Origin of the sequence: Psychrobacter sp. 2Y5 (assembly GCF_051847375.1) — a bacterium.
Taxonomy (GTDB): domain Bacteria; phylum Pseudomonadota; class Gammaproteobacteria; order Pseudomonadales; family Moraxellaceae; genus Psychrobacter.
In genome coordinates this window covers 199,739-218,752 of the sequence record NZ_JBPYDA010000006.1, presented here as the reverse complement: position 1 = coordinate 218,752, position 19,014 = coordinate 199,739, and the positions used below count along the sequence as shown (strand labels likewise).

Annotated in this window: 13 protein-coding genes and 1 pseudogene; 12 read left to right on the top strand and 2 right to left on the bottom strand. The window is 45.6% G+C overall.

Features of this window, described 5'->3' with window-relative positions; genetic code table 11:
- Nucleotides 1-335: 335 nt before the first annotated feature.
- The 7 genes from ACS8E3_RS08410 (at nt 336) to ACS8E3_RS08380 (ending at nt 10,422) form a co-directional block, all read left to right on the top strand.
- Nucleotides 336-1,982 (top strand): cardiolipin synthase, encoded by a 1,647-nt coding sequence (locus ACS8E3_RS08410; RefSeq protein ID WP_439243163.1) that lies wholly within the window; start codon nt 336-338, stop codon nt 1,980-1,982.
- 36 nt (nt 1,983-2,018) lie between these two features.
- Nucleotides 2,019-3,581, top strand: a complete 1,563-nt coding sequence (locus tag ACS8E3_RS08405; protein WP_439243161.1) for a tetratricopeptide repeat protein — start codon at nt 2,019-2,021, stop codon at nt 3,579-3,581.
- 76 nt (nt 3,582-3,657) lie between these two features.
- Entirely contained in the window at nt 3,658-5,109 is a 1,452-nt protein-coding gene (locus ACS8E3_RS08400) for a 3-deoxy-D-manno-octulosonic acid transferase (RefSeq protein WP_439243159.1), read from the top strand.
- Nucleotides 5,102-5,860, top strand: coding sequence for a 16S rRNA (uracil(1498)-N(3))-methyltransferase (locus ACS8E3_RS08395; protein WP_439243157.1), 759 nt, complete (start codon nt 5,102-5,104; stop codon nt 5,858-5,860). The genes ACS8E3_RS08400 and ACS8E3_RS08395 overlap by 8 nt, the downstream gene beginning before the upstream one ends.
- A gap of 178 nt (nt 5,861-6,038) precedes the next feature.
- Nucleotides 6,039-7,154, top strand: a complete 1,116-nt coding sequence (locus ACS8E3_RS08390; protein ID WP_439243155.1) for an extracellular solute-binding protein — start codon at nt 6,039-6,041, stop codon at nt 7,152-7,154.
- A 49-nt stretch (nt 7,155-7,203) separates the two neighbouring features.
- The gene (locus ACS8E3_RS08385; protein ID WP_439243153.1) at nt 7,204-8,868 is read left to right on the top strand and encodes an ABC transporter permease; all 1,665 of its coding nucleotides are present in this window, start codon (nt 7,204-7,206) and stop codon (nt 8,866-8,868) included.
- Nucleotides 8,869-9,033: 165 nt separating this feature from the next.
- A complete protein-coding gene (locus ACS8E3_RS08380; RefSeq protein ID WP_439243151.1) occupies nt 9,034-10,422 on the top strand; it encodes an ABC transporter ATP-binding protein in 1,389 nt (462 codons plus the stop codon).
- 26 nt (nt 10,423-10,448) lie between these two features.
- On the opposite strand, the gene ACS8E3_RS08375 is transcribed toward ACS8E3_RS08380, so the two are convergent.
- Both ACS8E3_RS08375 and ACS8E3_RS08370 read right to left on the bottom strand, forming a co-directional pair.
- A complete protein-coding gene (locus ACS8E3_RS08375; protein ID WP_439243149.1) occupies nt 10,449-11,312 on the bottom strand; it encodes a methyltransferase in 864 nt (287 codons plus the stop codon).
- A gap of 70 nt (nt 11,313-11,382) precedes the next feature.
- Nucleotides 11,383-11,658 (bottom strand): hypothetical protein, encoded by a 276-nt coding sequence (locus ACS8E3_RS08370; RefSeq protein ID WP_439243147.1) that lies wholly within the window; start codon nt 11,656-11,658, stop codon nt 11,383-11,385.
- 320 nt (nt 11,659-11,978) lie between these two features.
- On the opposite strand from ACS8E3_RS08370, the gene ACS8E3_RS08365 reads away from it, so the two are divergent.
- The 5 genes and pseudogenes from ACS8E3_RS08365 (at nt 11,979) to ACS8E3_RS08345 (ending at nt 18,974) form a co-directional block, all read left to right on the top strand.
- Nucleotides 11,979-13,622 (top strand): alpha/beta hydrolase family protein, encoded by a 1,644-nt coding sequence (locus tag ACS8E3_RS08365; protein ID WP_439243145.1) that lies wholly within the window; start codon nt 11,979-11,981, stop codon nt 13,620-13,622.
- A 252-nt stretch (nt 13,623-13,874) separates the two neighbouring features.
- A pseudogene (locus tag ACS8E3_RS08360) lies at nt 13,875-13,982 on the top strand (DNA gyrase subunit A); the annotation flags it as partial.
- A gap of 135 nt (nt 13,983-14,117) precedes the next feature.
- On the top strand, nt 14,118-14,816 hold the full coding sequence (locus ACS8E3_RS08355) for an SDR family NAD(P)-dependent oxidoreductase (RefSeq protein WP_439243143.1): 699 nt from the start codon (nt 14,118-14,120) through the stop codon (nt 14,814-14,816).
- Nucleotides 14,817-15,279: 463 nt separating this feature from the next.
- On the top strand, nt 15,280-18,105 hold the full coding sequence (gene gyrA, locus ACS8E3_RS08350; RefSeq protein WP_439243141.1) for a DNA gyrase subunit A: 2,826 nt from the start codon (nt 15,280-15,282) through the stop codon (nt 18,103-18,105).
- Between the two features lie 200 nt (nt 18,106-18,305).
- The gene (locus tag ACS8E3_RS08345; protein ID WP_439243139.1) at nt 18,306-18,974 is read left to right on the top strand and encodes a glutathione S-transferase; all 669 of its coding nucleotides are present in this window, start codon (nt 18,306-18,308) and stop codon (nt 18,972-18,974) included.
- Nucleotides 18,975-19,014: the final 40 nt, after the last annotated feature.

Genomic DNA, 19,014 nt, shown 5'->3' with positions numbered 1-19,014 from the left:
CTAATGAATTTCTTAGATCTAGCTAATCAAGACTGTCACCTCTTAATCAACTTCTAACAACTCAGAACCAATAAAGCTCCTTGCTGTGGGTGTGTATTATATAGATTTAGACATGTCTGTCAAACACTATTTTATAAATCGGTGAAATAAATAATTTCGGTAGTCAAAAGTGCGTAGGAATAGAGTCGCGGCATTATAAAACAGATATAGTAGCACGCTGTAAGGGCTGTACTTTTTTATTTAAAATTGACTATAAAAGTTTATAGATAAATACTATTTGATAAATTATAGGATAGAAGCTTACTATAGCAGTTTGTCTTTTCACGCCCTAATCATTGGAGCCTACCATAGATCCTTTAGCGACACCACAAACGCTTGCACCCTGGTCTTGGATCGACTTAGCCGGTCTAGGCTTAGTATTGCATATTACTTTGATGGTAGTCATGACTTTGCGCATCGTCACAGTACAGCGCAATATTGGCGTATCTATTGCTTGGATTGCTATGCTCTATACGCTGCCTTTGGTGGGGTTTAGCGCTTATCTTTTATTAGGGGAGCCAATGATTGGGCGGCGCTATCGGCAGCGAGTCGATCAAGCGCAGCTATTGACTAACGACATGGCGGCTCGTGAGCGTTTGGTTTTTGATCAAGGCCAAGATCTATTGTCCAATCATTATCGCGGTGTTAGCTTGATCGGAACGCGAAAGACTGGGTTTGGAGTGTTTGCCGGTCATCAAATGCAGCTGCTGACAAGTCCAAGCGCTATTTTTGATCAGCTTATTACCGATATAAATAATGCTGCTCATACTATCTATATGGAATTTTATATTGTCTATCCTAAAGGCCAAGTGCTCGAGGTGTTGCAGGCTTTGATCAGTGCGGCAAAGCGCGGGGTAGAGTGTCACATATTAGCTGACAGCGTCGGTAGTCTAGCTTTTGTTAATCGCAAGCACCATGAAGCATTAGAAAAAGCGGGTGTGTTTGTCCATCAGTCGCTGCCAGTAGGGCTGTTTAAGACCTTATTTAAGCGCTCAGACTTGCGTAATCATCGTAAGATTATTGTCATCGATGAGTATATAGGCTATACCGGCAGCTTTAATTTGGTTGATCCCAATTTTTTTAAACAAGATAAAAATGTCGGACAGTGGATTGATGTGATGATTCGTAGTACTAGCGTGCAACCGATTAGTATCGCTACGGCTATGACTAAAGTGGTGGTCACCGATATCGGCGCTGAGAGTCAAGATAATCTTTATGAGCTTGATAAGCGGGTGAATAATTACACGCGTAAGCTCTATGTGATGCATCCTACTATTAATGATCTCAATAGCCGGGTGCAAGTGCTCGACGAGGAGTCAGATGAGCAAGAGAGTGCCGTGCAGCCGCTAGCAGGAACAAGCTTGATAGATATTGCGCCCATGCCTGTAGTAGATAACGTCGTCGCTCAGCTGATTCCATCAGCGCCGCAGCTGACAGGTCATGTGATTTATAATACCTTAGTAACAGTCATTCACCGAGCCAATACCCGTATTCAAATTACTACCCCTTATTTTGTGCCAGACGAAGCCTTATCTGGCGCACTAACTACGGCTGCAAGGCGCGGCGTCGATGTGACTTTGATCGTGCCAAAAAAGGTAGATTCATTCTTAGTGCAGCACGCCTCGCAGGCTTATTATCAAGAGCTGTTGGAGGCGGGCGTTAAGATCGCACGCTTTGAAGGCGGTTTGCTGCATACTAAAACGGTGGTCATTGACGATGATTACTGTCTGTTTGGTACGGTGAATATCGATATGCGTAGCTTTTATCTGAATATGGAAGTGACTTTGGCGATTTATACGCCAGAGATGGTGGCACAAGTTGTGAGCTGCCAAAATGCTTATTTACAGAATTGTCAATTCTTAGAGCTGTCATATTGGCAGCAGCGCCCTCGTTCTAAAAGCTTGTTTGATAATGTGATACGCTTGTTTAGTCCCTTGTTATAATTAGCACGTTCATTCACCTACAGGATACGTTTCGTTATGTCTGCTAGCTCTGATTCTTTTGTAGCCAAAACTTCACTTGATTATATCGCTGAAGGGTACTGGCAAGACTTTTTAGGAGAGCGACCTATCGCCGGTGGTATCGCTTATGAGGAGCAGCTGCAGGCTTGCAAGCTAGATGAGACGCTAGCGAGCTTGCAGCGCGTGGACACGCTGTTATCGCAAATACGCCGAGATAATGCTAAGCATGTCACAGCAGAAGCTGACTTATTGGCTGACGATCGCTTTCGGCATTTATTATGGTTCCTTGCGTTTTATGTCGGACGTATTTTAGCCCGTGAGTGGAAAAGCCTACCGCATTGGTATAGTCAGTCTGAGCTGCGTCGCCGTTATCCTGATCTGAGCTTATCTGTTGCTGATTTTTATCAAGAAATGGCGGTGGCTTATCGAGCAGATAGCCTTGAAGTAGATGGCACTCAAGTAAATAGCCCTGAAGTAAATAACGATCTGAATGATGCGAACCCTCATTCCAGTGCGTTATTTTTTGCTTTAGAGCCAATCGGCTTACGACTTTTCGGTCATATTGATCGGCAGTTTGTCGCCGCTCAAGGTGGGCAAATTGCTAGTGGCCTATATCAGGCGGTTAAAGAGCGCTTGCCTCAGATCCGTTCTCAAACCTCTCAGATGGCTACTACCACAGCAACGATTCAAAGACCTCAGGCGAACACAGAAAACAAGCCAGAATATCAGCAAAAATTAGGGCGAGGTCAATCGGTAGATATAGACACTAAGCCGCCTACTCATACTGTCTTATCGTCAACCACAGCGCAGTTAAAGCCAACTGAAAGTGGTAATAATCCTGCAATGACGGCGGATATTAAGGTTGATAACCATGTTAATAAAAGCCCTAATAGCCAGACCAAAAATCATAAAGCTGCTAATAAAAACTCCCAACCAACTCCTGAGGTTTTTACTCGTCTATTAACTGAGCTGAATGAGATTGAATTCCCACAAAATGCTGGTATCAAGGAATACGAGCAAGCTTGTCACATACTCGATCAGTTCGAGCGTCATATTGCTAAGCAAAATAAACCGCGCGCGCAAGTCAAGTTCTCTGATACTCATCAGGCTGCTCACCAGCAAGCATTAAGTTTATTACAGAAGTCAGCCAATGCAGGCCATACTGCCGCTATGTTACGACTGGCGATGTATGAGCTATTAGGCGAAGTCATGACTGAGCCGAGTATAGACACTGAGAGTCCGGCCCATAAAGACAAAGCGGCTATAGGCAAAGCTAGCAAAGACAAAGGCATAAGCTTAGTTAAGCAAGCGGCTGATGCCAATGATAGCCGTGCCCAGCGCTTGTTAAGTAAGCTGTATTATCAAGGGTTTGGGCTTACGCAGGATATAGCTATGGGCAAATATTGGCTAGAGCAAGCAGCCGCTAATGGTCATCCTGAGGCGATGATTATCGATAAACAATGGCAGCAAGCACAGCTCTTGATGACGACTAAAGCCCAAGAACAGCATAGCTTAAAACGCTATCAGCTATTGATTGGCATGGTAGTGCTAGTCGCCTTATTATTAATTATTTTTGTCTGACTAATAGCGTTATTCTAATCATTTGCAGTAAAATTACCGCTTTTTATATTATTCATTAACCCAAGCTGAACCTCTCATGTCCTCTTCTTTTGTAGCGCCACCTTGGTATTATCGAGTAGCTATTGCTATTCTCAAGCCCTTATATCGTATGCAAGTTTGGCACCGCTCGCACAAGCGTGATAATTATCAGCAGGAGGTCGCTCAGCGTTTTGGCAAGACGTATCCTGCGCCGCCGCAACCGTCACAGGTAATGACCTCTAAACAAGCGCCAACAGTGATTTGGTGTCACGCGGTATCTCTAGGAGAGACCAATACTGCCGCTCCTTTATTGGACGCTTTGATGGCAAAAGGCTACGCTATTTGGCTGACTAATACCACTCAAACTGGTTTTGCTCGCGGAGCCAAGCGCTTCGCTGATGATATCGCGCAAGGGCGTTTGAGTCACAGTTATGTCCCTGTTGATAGTCCTGTCGTTATTGAGAGTTTTTTGACGCACGTGCAGCCTATTGCCGCTTTATTTATAGAAACTGAGCTGTGGGCTACTATTTTGAGCAAACTATCTGAACGGCGCATTCCGAGTATTTTGGTCAATGGACGCTTATCTTTATCATCCTTTAACAGCTATCAAAAGATCGGCGCGGTAAGCGCTAGCATGATGCAAAACTTAAGCTTAATCATCGCGCAAGATAACCAATCGGCAAAGCGCTTTCGTCAGCTTGGTGCGTCAAGCGCGCAAATTCGAGTAGCTGGTTCGTTGAAATGGGTGATTAATACGCCTACCTCTGCCAAGCAAGCTGAGCCAGACGCAACTAACATTGTAGGGCTTAAAACGTTGAATCGACCGTTATGGGTAGCGGCTAGCACCCACGAAGGCGAGGAGGAGGCTGCCTTATCTATGCAGCAGCGCTTATTAGCGGATACCAAATTAGCCAATACTCTATTGATTATAGTGCCGCGGCATCCTGAGCGTTTTGATGAGGTCGCTGATCTGATCAAAGCTCGCAGTTTAACACTGGCTAGACGTAGCTTAGATGAGCCTGTTAGCGCCCAAACGCAAGTTTATCTAGCGGATACGATGGGCGAGTTGATGCACTGGTATCAGCAAGCCGATGTCGCTCTAGTTGGCGGCTCGTTAGTGGATATTGGCGGTCATAATCCCGTAGAGCCCGCGAGCGTAGCAACGCCTATACTGATGGGCCAATATACGCAGTCTTGTCAAAGCGTAGTGGATAAATTAGCAGAGGTAGGCGCACTATATCAGCCGAACAATGAGCATTATCACTCTGATAAAGGTAGTTTACCCGTTATGGATGCTGCAAATAATTCCATTTCAAACTCTAAAATGCTCAGTGATAATGAACTTATCTATCAGCAGCTAGCGTTTTGGTTGAATCATTTGTCATCTGCCAAGTCAGCTGGGCAAGCAGGAGCGCAGATGACAGCCGAGCAACAATCGGTGCTAGAGCAGCAACTAACGATGATTGAGCAGGTTGTTGAGCAAAGCATCGATAAGGCAGTTTATGAATAGTATTTTATTACCAGAGGCGCAGTTTTCAGGTACTTTTGCCCGCATTGTTTCGCCTCTACAAATCGCTCATATCGATAAAGTATTAGGGCTAAAAGTAGGCGACACTATAAAGATTGGGCAACTGGGTGGCAAGCTCGGTAGCGCTATCATCGATGATATAACACCGACGGTCATTCAACTGCGCGAGGTGGAGCTCGCTCTTGCACCGCCTGCTAAGTTGGATCTAACCGTTATTTTAGCGCTGCCACGCCCAAAGGTGCTGCGCCGTTTGATTATGGATATGACCGCACTTGGAGTGGCAAACATCATCTTAATAAATAGCTATCGCAGCCAAAAAAGCTACTGGCAAAGTCCAACGCTTAGCCGCCTTGATGAGTTTGTGCTCGAAGGTTTGCAGCAAAGTGTCGATACTATCGCGCCGTCTATCACTATAGAGAAACGCTTCAAACCTTTTGTGGAAGACAAGCTGCCAGGTTTGCTCACCGCCGCAAAGGGACAGGCGATTGTGGCTCATCCTTATGGCTCGTTATCGCTGTCAGCATACTTACAGCGAGCTTATATTGATGGCGGCTTACCTGAGAATAATGGCTTACCTAAGATAGTTTGTATCGGTAGCGAGGGCGGTTGGATCGATTATGAGATTGAGCTGCTAGCTACGCAAGGCTGCCAAGCGCTCACTATCGGCCCAAGAATATTGCGTACTGAAGCGGCGGTGAATGTCATTGTCGGACAGTGGATTTTACATCGCTAATAAATGCTGTAAAACCGAGCCTTTAATAGGATATACCTGACAGAGCGAGTCGCATAAAGTTATTGATAATTAATCTCATTTCTATTAGTATGTGGTTTCTAGTTTTAAGCCGTTTATCTCGTTTTATATATTCCTTTATTGATGTTCTTTTATTTATAATCCAGCTTTGGAGAAAGCCATGTCGTTACAAGCGCTCAATGACTCAGTCGCGGTAAGTCAACCCATAAGAACCACGTTATCTGTGGCTATCTTTAGCATGATGTTAGGTTTGGTCGGTTGTAATCAAGCGCAGACGCCTGAACAGACGGCTGAGGGTGAGACGCCAACGACTGAGACTGAGGCAGCAACGGCCAATAGCGATCAAACGGTGACGATTTATTCGTCGCGTAATGAGCAGCTGATTAAGCCATTATTAGATCGCTATACCGAAGAGACTGGGGTTAAGATTGAGCTGGTGACCGATAAAACGGGCCCACTGATGGCGCGTCTGCAAGCAGAAGGAGATAACACGCCAGCCGACATGCTCTTGACCGTTGATGCCGGTAACTTATGGCAAGCAGGGGAGCAGGGTTTATTGCAGCCTGTGGCCTCTACCGTGCTAGAATCTAATGTTCCGGCGAAGTACCGTGATCCAGCGGGCAATTGGACTGGTTTATCACTACGCGCTCGTACTATCTTTTATGATCCTAGCAAGGTTGATGCTGAGGAGCTATCGACGTATGCCGATTTGGCCGATCCAAAATGGAAAGGCAAGCTATGCCTGCGCACCTCAAAAAAGGTCTATAACCAATCATTAGTTGCCAGTATGATTGAGCATTTAGGCCCCGAGAAAACCGAAGAGATCATCCGCGGCTGGGTGGATAATTTAGCTACTGATGTGTTCAGTGATGATACTAGTATGCTGGAAGCCATCGCTGCTGGTCAGTGCGAAGTGGGTATTGCCAATAGCTACTATTATGGACGTATCCTTGATGAAAACCCTGATTTTCCCGTAGAGATATTTTGGGCCAATCAAGACACCACCGGTACGCATGTCAACATCTCTGGCGCTGGCGTGGTAGCGGCATCAGACAATCCAGATGGCGCGCTTAAACTGATGGAATGGTTATCTTCTGATGAAGCGCAAGGCATCTATGCCAGCTCCGATAAAGAATATCCGGTAAAAGAAGGCGTTGATCAGTCAGATATGCTGAGATCTTGGGGCAGCTTTAAACAAGATGACATCAATGTACAAAAATTTGGCTCGCTGCAAACTCAAGCTATCCAAATGATGGATAAAGCTGGCTATAAGTAGGCTTCAATCATTAGAGTCGCTATAAAGGGTACAAGATGGTAGTAAGGTTATGTTAACGATACCAAAAGCGTCCGAACATCAAGACGATATAGGGACTCCGGACCTTGTTGTTGTTAAGGACCGTACCCTTCTTAAGCGTGTTTTATCAAAATCAGTCTTAGGACTGATTTCGTTGTTTATGCTGATACCGATTTTGATCGTCCTACTATCATGGACACAGCCGATGGCTGATATTTGGTCGCATATGGGCGAGTATGTGCTGCCGCAAGTGCTAAAAAACACCGCTATTTTATTAGCGATGGTGACGATCATCTCCGGTAGCCTAGGCACCTCGCTTGCTTGGGTCACCAGTATGTACCGCTTCCCAGGGCAACGGTTTTTTTCTTGGGCGTTGATGCTACCATTAGCGATACCTGCGTATGTCTTCGCCTTTGTGACGGTGGGGATTGTTGATTTTAGTGGGCCTTTGCAGACCAGCTTACGAGAGTTTGGCATTAGCACCGCTATTCCTTCAGTGCGCAACGTTTGGGGCGCAGGCTTTATTTTATCGCTTGCTTTTTATCCTTATGTTTACCTATTAGCTCGGCAAGCTTTTTTGTCGCAAGGTCACCGCGCTATCGAAGCGGGGCAGATGCTTGGGCTCAGTCGTAGCCGCGTGTTTTTTCGTTTAGCACTGCCGCAAGCGCTGCCTTGGATTATTGGCGGCTTACTGCTGGCGAGTATGGAGACTCTAGCGGATTTTGGCGCGGTGTCGGTATTTAATGTCGATACCTTTACCACTGCTATTTACAAGGCATGGTTTGGCTTTTTTAGTTTGACCACCGCAGCGCAACTGGCGGCTTTACTCATTGGCGTAGTATTTATTGTCGTGATATTTGAGCAGTATTGGCAGGCGCGTCGCGGCAAAGAAAGCGCGCAAAGTAGCAATAAGCGTCTGACTAGTAATGCAGCAGCTAAATGGGGCATGACGCTGCTCTGCAGTCTTATATTTTTGTTAGCCTTTTTAGTGCCGTTCTTGCAGCTACTATATTGGACGGCGATGAACTACCGCCAAGACTTTGATGCGCGCTATATTGATTTTGTCACCAACAGTCTGCTTATCGCGAGCATGACCACAGTGCTGATTGCTTTTCTCGCTATCATTATTGCTTGGATTAAGCGTCAGTATGCCGATAAAAGCACGAAACTGATGACCACTTTAGCTAATTTAGGCTATGTAGTACCGGGCACAGTGCTAGCGGTTGGGGTGTTTATTCCTATTGCTTGGCTGGACAATCAGCTGATCGCTTTTGGCGTTACCTCAAAGCAGGTGTTGTCAGGTAGCGTCATTGTGATGTTATTAGCGCTCTCGACCCGCTTTATGACGGTGAGCTTTCAGCCAATTGATCGGCAATTGCAGCGGCTTACGGTCAATCAAGAAGCCGCCGCTGAGCTATTGAGCGCCAGTCCGCTACAGCGCTGGCGGCAAGTGGTGTTACCGGTGCTCAGTCCTGGGGTGCTGACGGCCTTATTAATGGGCTTTGTGGAAGTGATGAAAGAGATGCCGATTACCTTAATGACGCGTCGCCAAGGCTGGGATACGCTTGCAGTAAGAGTGTTTGAGATGACTAGCGAAGGCATGTGGGCGAGAGCGGCGCTACCAAGTTTGCTGATTGTCTTAGTGGGGCTAATACCAGTATGGATATTACTGCGTCAAAGTGAAAAGTATAACTAATCCACGTAAATGACTATGTTAAATGATTAAAGTTTAGTGTTAGCACTTTCAAATGTGACACTCTTAAATTTAGCACCTTTAAGTTTAGCCTCTTTAAATAGTAGTCATCACCCTTAATATTGATAGTCGCTAGTCTTATTTATTGATAGCTTACGAGTACCTTCTATGTATACTAACTTGACTAATAACGCTCTAGACAAAGAAGATAAGAGTCAAAAAGAGCCTTCTGTAAAAAGCAGTCAAAAATCTGCAAAAGGTCTAGATCCAAAGCTTACAAGAGCCAAAGCCAGACTAGAAGCGAGTAAAAAATCATCTGTGATTCCTCTATCAGTGTTACCTCAAAAAGGCCAATCTATGCAAAATGAGCAAATGCTTGGACAAGTTGATGCTAATAGTGGAAAGCGCGCTTTGGGCAGCAACACTGAGCCTTTTTTAAAGGTAGAGGATTTGATCGTTGGCTATGATAATTTAACTATTGTCAATGGCTTATCGTTGAGCTTACAGCAAGGCGAGATTGGTTGTTTCTTGGGCTATAGCGGCTGCGGTAAAACTACAGCGCTGCGAGCGATAGCCGGTCTTGAACCTACCCGTCAAGGTAGAATTGAGCTCAATCATCAACGCCTAACCGAACAAGATAAACGCCACTCATTTGCAGTAGCTCCTGCCAAACGCAGTATGGGCATGGTATTTCAAGACTATGCGCTATTTGGTCATCTCAGTGTCGCTAAAAACATCGGTTTTGGTCTCAATAAATGGTCTGCAAGCGACAAAAAAGCGCGCGTAGCGGAGATGTTAGAGCTAGTGGGATTGAATGAGCATGCAGATAAGCGTCCCGCTGAGTTATCGGGTGGTCAACAGCAGCGCGTGGCCTTAGCTCGGGCGCTGGCCCCTAAGCCTAAATTGCTACTGCTTGATGAGCCTTTCTCTAATCTCGACGTGGTACTGCGCGAGTCACTAGCGATGAGCGTGCGTGACATCCTAAAACGCACCAATACGACTGCTATCTTAGTGACGCATGATCAAAACGAGGCTTTTGCGATAGCGGATAAAGTCGGGGTGATGCATCAAGGTAAACTCGTACAGTGGGCAACGCCAAGTGAGCTCTATCATGAACCCGTTAGTCCTTTTGTCGCAGAGTTCGTTGGCGAGGGCGCGATGATAGATGGCATCATCAAAGAGGGTCATGTTGAGACGGCACTTGGCGATATCTATCGGCGCATGGAGGTCTATGATGCTTCAGGTCAGCCGCAATACTGTGAGTATGACTATCCTAATGGCACGCCTATTAAAGTCCTCGTCCGTCCTGACGATATTATTCATGACGATGATAGCCCGCAGACTGCTCTAGTGGTTGGACGGGTGTTTCGCGGTGCTAACTATCTGTATCGCTTGCAATTAGAGAATGGTCAAACGGTGTTGTCACTTGTGGCGAGCCACCATAATCATGAGGTTGGCAGCCATATTGGTATTTTGCCATTACTTGAACATGTGGTAGTGTTTGATGAAAAAGACGTCAATGCGACCACGTGGTCAGAATACGATAGATCACACTGAGCGCTGTAGTGGAATTGACTAAAGCTTTAAGTCCCAGCAGTCGCTAAGATATGTAAATATCGTCCTAGCCATTTATAAGGGGCGAGTTGTGAATAGCGTAGCTCCATCTTTATCACCGCTTCTGGGTCATTATGTCCGCCACGCTTGAGCGGTGCATAATCATGAAAAACGCGCAGGCCACTCTCTAGCATGATTTTATAGTGATGGTGTTGTAGCCACGCTTGCACCTCTTGCATAGCGACCGGATGATTAGGGGTTAGGCTCTTTTTATTATCGGCAGCATAGTCGCCATCGAGCATACGATCCAGTAGATTAAAATTACCCATAATTAGGTTACGATAATCAAAGCTTGCAGGATTATAAAAGCATAACGATAATGCACCTTGAGCGCTTAGCTGCGCATCAAAAAAGTCCATTATCTCAGCAGGTTTGGCCAGCCACTCAAGTAAGGCATGGCAGAGTATCAGGTCGAATTTATCGCTATGGTCTTCAGCAAATTTAGCGGGTAGCTGCTGATAAGGACAAACCATCCAGGTGATATCAAGCTTGGTGTTATTATCTGCCTCAATAGCGGCTACTTGCGTCTGCGCCTTTGACAGCATACTAGCTGAGATATCATTGATGACGAGCGTATGACCTTGCGCTGCCAGCTCTATAGCAATCTGCGCCAGTCCTGCGCCCACATCTAAGACACGCAGCGGCCGCCCTAAGCTTTGACTTTTTGTCTGAGCATACTCAAAGATATCTCGGCGCAGTACCGCAAGCCTAATCTCACCTTTTAATCCGCCATAGACCTTTTTTTCGAAATGATCGGCAATCGCCTCAAAGCTGCGATCGGTGCGGGTTTGTGTCGTTATCTCAGCTGAATTATCTTGAGTTTGGTCTGTCATATGAGCTTATATTATATTATTAAGGTAGGGGTGAGAAGTTTGGTAAAGTGGATACGCTTGTGCTTACCCTCTAGCGACGGCGTCTTAGCACCCACTTAAAGACTAGTTTGGCTAACATAATGATGACGAAGACCACAATGACAAAGACCCAAATGCCAGTGCCTTGTAGGTGTTGTTGATAGGCCTGAGCAAGATAGGCCGATAGCGCCATCGCTAGCAATAATGATCCCCAGCGCACAAAGGGTAGGGCGCGGTTGTTATGATTGGGAAAGTACTGCGCGTAGTCACTAGAGAAGCTGTAGAGCACCATTGCCAAAATCCAAACGATAGCTAAAACGATATCCATAAAAATGGCCTGCAAAAATAATAAGTTGAGAATTAGTCTTGATAACTGGTGAGAGAAAATGTGTAGTCAGTTTAGCGACTAAGAATATTTTGTCTATAACTATATTGGTTTGCTTAAAACCAAAAGCTTATCCAAGAGCTTGAATTATAAATTTTAGAGTATCTTTTATGAGCTTTTTACGGTATAAACAGTAAGGTACAAGCAATATTGATTATTAATTATCAAAGTAGTTCAATTGATAAAGTGGCTGTTATAGCTCACTAAAATTACAGCTCAATAAGATACTCAAACTCTGTTACTCAATGCTAAGGATAGCGAATATGTCTCTCTCCCATTCTAATTTCTCCAAAAAACCAATCATGACTCGCGGCTTATTATCAGTAGCAGTAGCAAGTAGTTTATTACTAACGGCCTGCGGCGATGATGATAATGACTTCAATAAGCAAGTGTCAACGCCATCCTCAACAACAACTTCTAAGTTTGTAAAGACATTAAGTCAAGAGCAAATCGACACTCTCATTGGAGATACTGCTGACACCCCTGATGCTGAGTGCGGGGTGACTATCGAAAAGGTCAGCTATGCGACTGTCGGCGCTGCGAGAGAGGCAACCAATGCTACCGCAGCTTTGATGATACCGACAGGGGATAGCGATAAGTGCCAAGGTGATCGTCCTGTGCTGCTCTACGCTCATGGCACGACAACCGATAAAGGCTATGATTTTACCCAAGTCGGTAATCCCAATAACCCTGCCGCCGGTGAATCAACGCTAATAGCAGCTAACTTTGCCGCCCAAGGCTATATTGTCGTTGCACCCAACTACGCCGGTTACGATGAGTCAGAGCTTGATTATCATCCTTATCTAGTCGCTGAGCAGCAGTCTAATGATATGGTCGATGCGTTAGAGAGTGCCCGGGCTGTTATCGATGAGCAAAAGCTTGCGAACAATATCAATTATACCAATATCGATGATTCTGATAAATTATATCTCTCCGGTTACTCACAAGGTGGTCACGTCGCTATGGCGACTGCTAGATTACTTGAGTCACAAAATAAAAAAGTGACGGCAATCGCACCGCTCTCAGGGCCTTATGCGTTGGCAGCCTTTGGCGACGAGATCTTTAAAGGGAACGTTAATATTGGTGCTTCTAGATTTGCGCCACTATTGGGTATCGGGCTACAAGAGAAGTATGGCAATATTTATGAGCAACCCTCAGATATCTTTTTGGACAAGTATGCTGACGTACGACTACCTAGTAATACAGCATTTGGCGATTTAGTAACAGCGGGCGAAGTGCCTAATAATGCCTTGTTCCAAAATAACCCGAGCAATCCGGTGCTGGCAGGATTAGGTAAAGGTGCTATATTTTCAATTTTAGGCGGCTATGATGATAGTAACTATCTGATAAAATCAGATTTTCGCGCCGCTTACGTGACTGACGCTATTAATAATCCTGATGGCCTAAACGTGGCTAATGGTAACCTTTTACCGGCTGCCAACCCGCAAAACAACTTACGTAAAGCGCTAAAAGATAACGATTTACGTGGTTACGTGCCGACTATGCCCACCCTGCTTTGTGGTGGTAATCAAGACCCAACAGTCTATTTTGATACCAATACAGGATCTATAACTAAGTTGCTACAAGCGGCTAGTGCTAACACTCCTAATTCAAACCTTAACATTACTGTCCTAGACGTCGATAGAGATAACGCTGATGCACGCCCAAACAATACGACTTTGACCACCATTGGACAAGCATCGATGAATACGTGGGACATTAACGACGTGGTAGATAGCGTACAAACTAGATTTAGTAATAGCGTGCAAAAAGTCAAAGATGATGCTACCGCACAAGGTGCCAATCCTTTATTAGCATTTTATAGTAACTATCATGGCGTATTAGTGACGGCAGCTTGTACACAAGCGGCTCGCGAATTCTTTGAACAAGACTTCGATCAGTCTTAAGCTAAAAATAGTGATTTGTAATTAGCCAATAACGTAGACAAAAACTGCATTCAAGAGGGTGCAGTTTTTTTGATTGCTTACCGATTTCTTCACGAATAAAGGTCGTTTATGAAGAGCAAATAACCGCAGTTTTTTATTATAAAATAAAGCCTACTAATCAGCTGTTTTGCTTGATTTTATTAGTATATAGATATCCCTAAGCAGGCAAATTTTTGCTAAAATAGTCCTCTTTGTTTACTACTAAATGACTACAACAAGCCTTATAAAAAATCGGCACGTGTGGTCGGTGATGTTATCGGTAAATATCACCCACATGGCGACAGTGCTGTTTATGACGTTATTGCGCGGATGGCGCAGGAAATCATCGCTGATGTATTCCGCCCCAGCCTTTCTACTCACCTTTTATTACGGGTGTTCTGCTAAGTCCTTGACTGGGAACTATATTTTGGGAAGAACTTTTTTTACTATTATTGTGCACTGTAGGGGGTATTCACAATGACTTCTCTCGCGCTCGTTGTAGGTGCTGGCTCGGGCTTGTCGGCTTCGATTGCTCGTGCGCTTGCTCAGCGCTCCTATCGCTTGATCTTGGTAGCCCGAGATATAAGCAAACTGGATGCTCTCTGCGCCGAGGTTAACGCTACTGCACTGCAGTGTGATGCCAGTAAGCCGGATGACGTTGCTGAGCTATTCAGGACGATCGACGGTATGGATGGCACTCTTGATGTTGCCGTTTACAATCCGAGTCCTTGGATTCGGGGTCCGATCACTGAGCTTGACCCGATTGAAGTGCACAAAGTAATTGAAGTAACGGCGTTTGGGGCATTCCTGATGGCCCAGCAGGCTGCCGCACGGATGCTAAATGATGGCAGCGGCACAATGCTGTTTACCGGTGCCTCCTCTGGGGTGAAGGGCTACGCTAACTCTGCTGCCTATGCGATGGGTAAGTTTGCCTTGAGAGGTCTGTGTCAATCATTGGCACGCGAGCTTCATCCTCAGAATATTCACATCGGGCATGTGGTCATTGATGGCCGTATTGGTAAGGCCGGACAGGAAGAAAACTCAACATCTTCTGACCCAACGTACAGTCCAATGGATCCTGATGAGATCGCCCAGAACTATATACATCTGATCGAGCAGCATCGGTCTTCTTGGAGTTGGGAAATCGAGCTACGACCGTGGGTGAGGCAGTTCTAGTGTGTGTCGCGATCCCGGTCAGCGGACGATTGCCTCTACTGGACGTCGATTGACCCGACATTTAGGTCATATATACACTTGGGACTTAACGTTAGAGTCTAATCTGAATGTCGAATTAATCTGACCCTGTAATACTGTAGTGGTCTAGTCTTTTTGACCACGGGTTTGTAGTATTTAAGATACCAACGTTGACCACCTTAATTTATTGTTGAATTCAGCGATCATAATAGCGCATTTTTGATGGGTCTTATTGGCGCACACAACGCCCTATAAGAGCAGTTTTGTGCTAAAATAGTCCTCTTTGTTTACTACTAAAACGATCATCAGTTTTCCAAGATTTTTCACGCTTTATGGTGTTGTTTTACCGGTTGATTTTTTGATATTTATCACAGTTCGCTTAGACCGGTGAGCTATCTATAAAGCCTGCAAAATTAATGAAGAGAATATGAGTGAAGGAGTGTATATGAGCGAGTCGGTCAGTCCTATTGGCATTGTAGATGAATTAAAACAGTCCTACTTAGATTATGCGATGAGTGTGATTGTCTCGCGCGCGCTACCTGATGTCCGTGACGGCTTCAAGCCAGTACATCGCCGCGTCATGTACGCGATGCATGTGCTCTCTAACGACTACAACAAGCCTTATAAAAAATCGGCGCGTGTGGTCGGTGATGTGATTGGTAAATACCACCCACATGGCGACAGCGCAGTCTATGATGCTATCGTACGTATGGCGCAGGACTTTAGCTTGCGTTATCCTATGGTCGATGGTCAAGGTAACTTTGGCTCGATTGATGATGATCCACCGGCGGCGATGCGTTATACCGAAGTGCGCATGACCAAGCTCACCCATCAGATGCTAGGCGATTTGGACAAAGATACTGTCGATTGGGAAGACAACTACGACGGCTCCGAGCGTATGCCTAGCGTGTTACCCGCTCGTGTGCCCAACCTATTGGTCAATGGCGCGACCGGTATTGCGGTCGGTATGGCGACCAATATGGCGCCGCATAACTTAACTGAGGTCATTAATGCCTGTCTAGCTTATGCTGAGAATCCGCAAATCTCGGGCGAAGAGCTGATGACTCACATCTCAGGCCCTGACTTCCCGACAGGCGGTATCATCTATGGCCGCGCGGGTATTCAAGACGCTTACCGCACGGGCAAAGGCCGCTTACATGTGCGCGGTCGCTATCATATTGAGCCGATGAGCGACACAGGGGTCAACCGTGATCGTGAGCGTATTGTCTTCACCGAGGTGCCTTATCAAGCCAACAAAGCTAAGCTGATTGAGCGTATCGCAGAATTAGTACGCGACAAAAAAATCGAAGGTATCACAGAGATCCGCGATGAGTCTGACAAAGACGGTATGCGTATCGCTATTGACCTGCGCCGCGGCGAAACCGCTGAAGTTATCGTCAATAATTTGTTCTTGCAGACGCCGCTTGAGACTAGCTTTAGTATCAATATGGTGGCCCTCGATAATGGCCAGCCTAAGCTATTAACCTTGCGTCAGCTGATTGCTGCCTTTGTGCGTCATCGTCAAGAAGTGGTGACGCGCCGTACCATTTATGAGCTTAATAAAGCGCGGGTTCGCGGTCATCTGCTCGAGGGCTTGACGGTCGCTTTAGCCAATATTGATGATATTATCGCCGCGATCAAAGCATCTGCTAGCCGCGGTGAAGCGCGTGAGAGCTTGCTTGGTAATACTTGGGGCTCAGGTAGCGTCGTCGCTATGCTAAAGGCAGCCGGTAGTCAATCGGTACGCCCTGAGTATATAGAAGGCGAAGATCCCAAAGCGCCGTTTGGGCTTATCGATGACACGATTAAAGGCGAGCAAAGTTATCGCTTATCGCTTGAGCAGGTCAATGCGATTTTAGAGATGCAATTGCATCGTCTGACCGGCCTTGAGCAAGATAAATTGACCGAAGAATATCAAGACTTGTTACGTGAGATTGCTAATTTAGAATCTATTCTAGGCGATTTTAGTAAGCTGATGACCATTATCTCTAACGAGATGATTGAAATCCGTGAGAACTTTGGCGACGAGCGCCGCACCGATATCATCGATTCGCGTACTGACTTTAGCCGCGAAGATTTGATTCCTGAGCAGACGGTCGTGATGACGGTTTCGCGTACTGGCTATGCCAAGACGCAGCCTATCGACGATTATGTGGCGCAAAAACGTGGCGGCAAAGGCAAGTCAGCGACGGCGATGAAAGAAGATGATGTCATCGATCACCTTTTGGTTACTTCAACGCATGCTACTGTCTTGTGCTTCACGGATACCGGCCGCGTCTTTAGTCTACGTGGCTTTGAAGTGCCGATTGCCAGTCGCGGTTCGCGAGGTCGTCCTTTAGTCAATCTGATTGGCTTAGCAGGTGATGAGTCGGTGACGACGATACTGCCTATTCCGAAAATAGTAGAAGAGTCCTCTGCAAAACATGAACTTACGGTAAACGAGATAGACGAGGAGTCATTAGAAGGTAGTACTACTGCCGAGCCGCCTTTTGTCTTCTTTGCGACGGCTAATGGTACAGTGAAGCGCGTAGAGCTCAAGCAGTTTGCCAATATTCGCTCCAATGGTTTGATCGCGGTAAATTTAGAGGAAGGCGATAAGTTAGTCAGCGCGCGTATCACTAACGGTAGCCAAGAAGTTATGCTATTTGCCTCCAGTGGTAAAGCCATACGCTTCGATGAAAACGATGCCCGAGCTATGGGCCGTACTGCCAAAGGCGTGCGCGGTATGCGTCTAAAAGATGATGAGTTTATTAAATCTTTAGTGGTTATTGAAGATGATGTTCGCGAGATTCTGATTGCCTGTGAAAACGGTTTTGGTAAGCGTACTTTTATTGAAGAGTTCAATACGCAGAATCGCGGCGGTGGCGGCGTTATCGCTATCAAAACTAGCGAGCGTAATGGCGCTTTGGTTCGTGCAACCAAAGTCGATCCAGAAGATGATATTATCTTGATATCAGATAAGGGCACTTTAGTACGTACGCCTGTCGAGCATGTTGCTAGTGCTGGCCGTAATACTCAAGGGGTGACCTTGATCCGTCTGTCTAAAGATGAGAAGCTAGTCGCTATGGCAAGGGTTGAGCATGAAGAAGACGACAACGAGCTGATTGAAGCCATGCGTGAGGATGGTACTTTTGACGTTGATGGTCAAGAGCAGGCAGATATCGATGCGGCCACCGCTAGCGGCGCAAACGATGATATTAGTGACGCTGTCGATATCGCCAACGACTATTCATTAGAGGATGAGGATAGCGAAGTTAACGACGAAAAATAAACCTCTAGCGCCATCAATGGCACTCTAATTTTAACCTTTTTAAAAAAAAGCCTCTAACCTCATCGTTGGAGGTTTTTGCTTTTAGCAAATTTGATGCCAGAATGAAAGAGGCAAACTACTAGTTAGTATCAAAGTTCAAGAAACTACGCTACTATCAATCAACGATAGCCTTTTATAATTGACTTAAATCAGGATGACTTATGTTACATCTGCATCATTTACAAAACTCTCGCTCTTTTCGTATTGTTTGGCTTTTAGAAGAACTGAAGGCTGATTATGAGTTGACTAGCTATGATCGTACCAAAGCTTACTTAGCTCCGGATAGCCTAAAAAAGGTGCATCCGCTAGGGCATGCGCCGATATTAGAAGTCGATGGTCGACCCTTATTGGAGTCTGGTTTTATTATTGAGTATTTGCTTAAGCATTATGATGACGAGCAAAGCTTGAAACCTGCCGATAGCGATGAAACGGCGTGGGAACATTATACTTTTTGGCTGCATTTTGCCGAAGCTTCAGCGATGCCGCCACTAGTCATGCGTTTGGTGTTTAATAAAGTCGTACAGAGATCACCGCTACTGATAAAGCCTGTCGCTAAAGGCATTCAGAAGCAGGTCGAAAAAAGTATGATAGCGGATAGTATTAGCGCTGTTTTGACCATGATGGAAGCGCATTTGCAAAATAACACTTGGTTTGCAGGTGAGAGTTTTAGCGCCGCTGATATTCAAGTATACTTTGTAGCTATTGCCGCTCAATCTCGTACTGCATTAGCAGAGGGCGGTTACCCTAATATAAGCGCTTGGATGAAGCGCTGTCAACAACGAGAGGCGTTTAAGCAAGCTGAAAATAGAGGGGGCCGTATTGTCATGTAGTGATTAGATATTTGCTAGATTAAGCTCGTTTTAGTCTCCA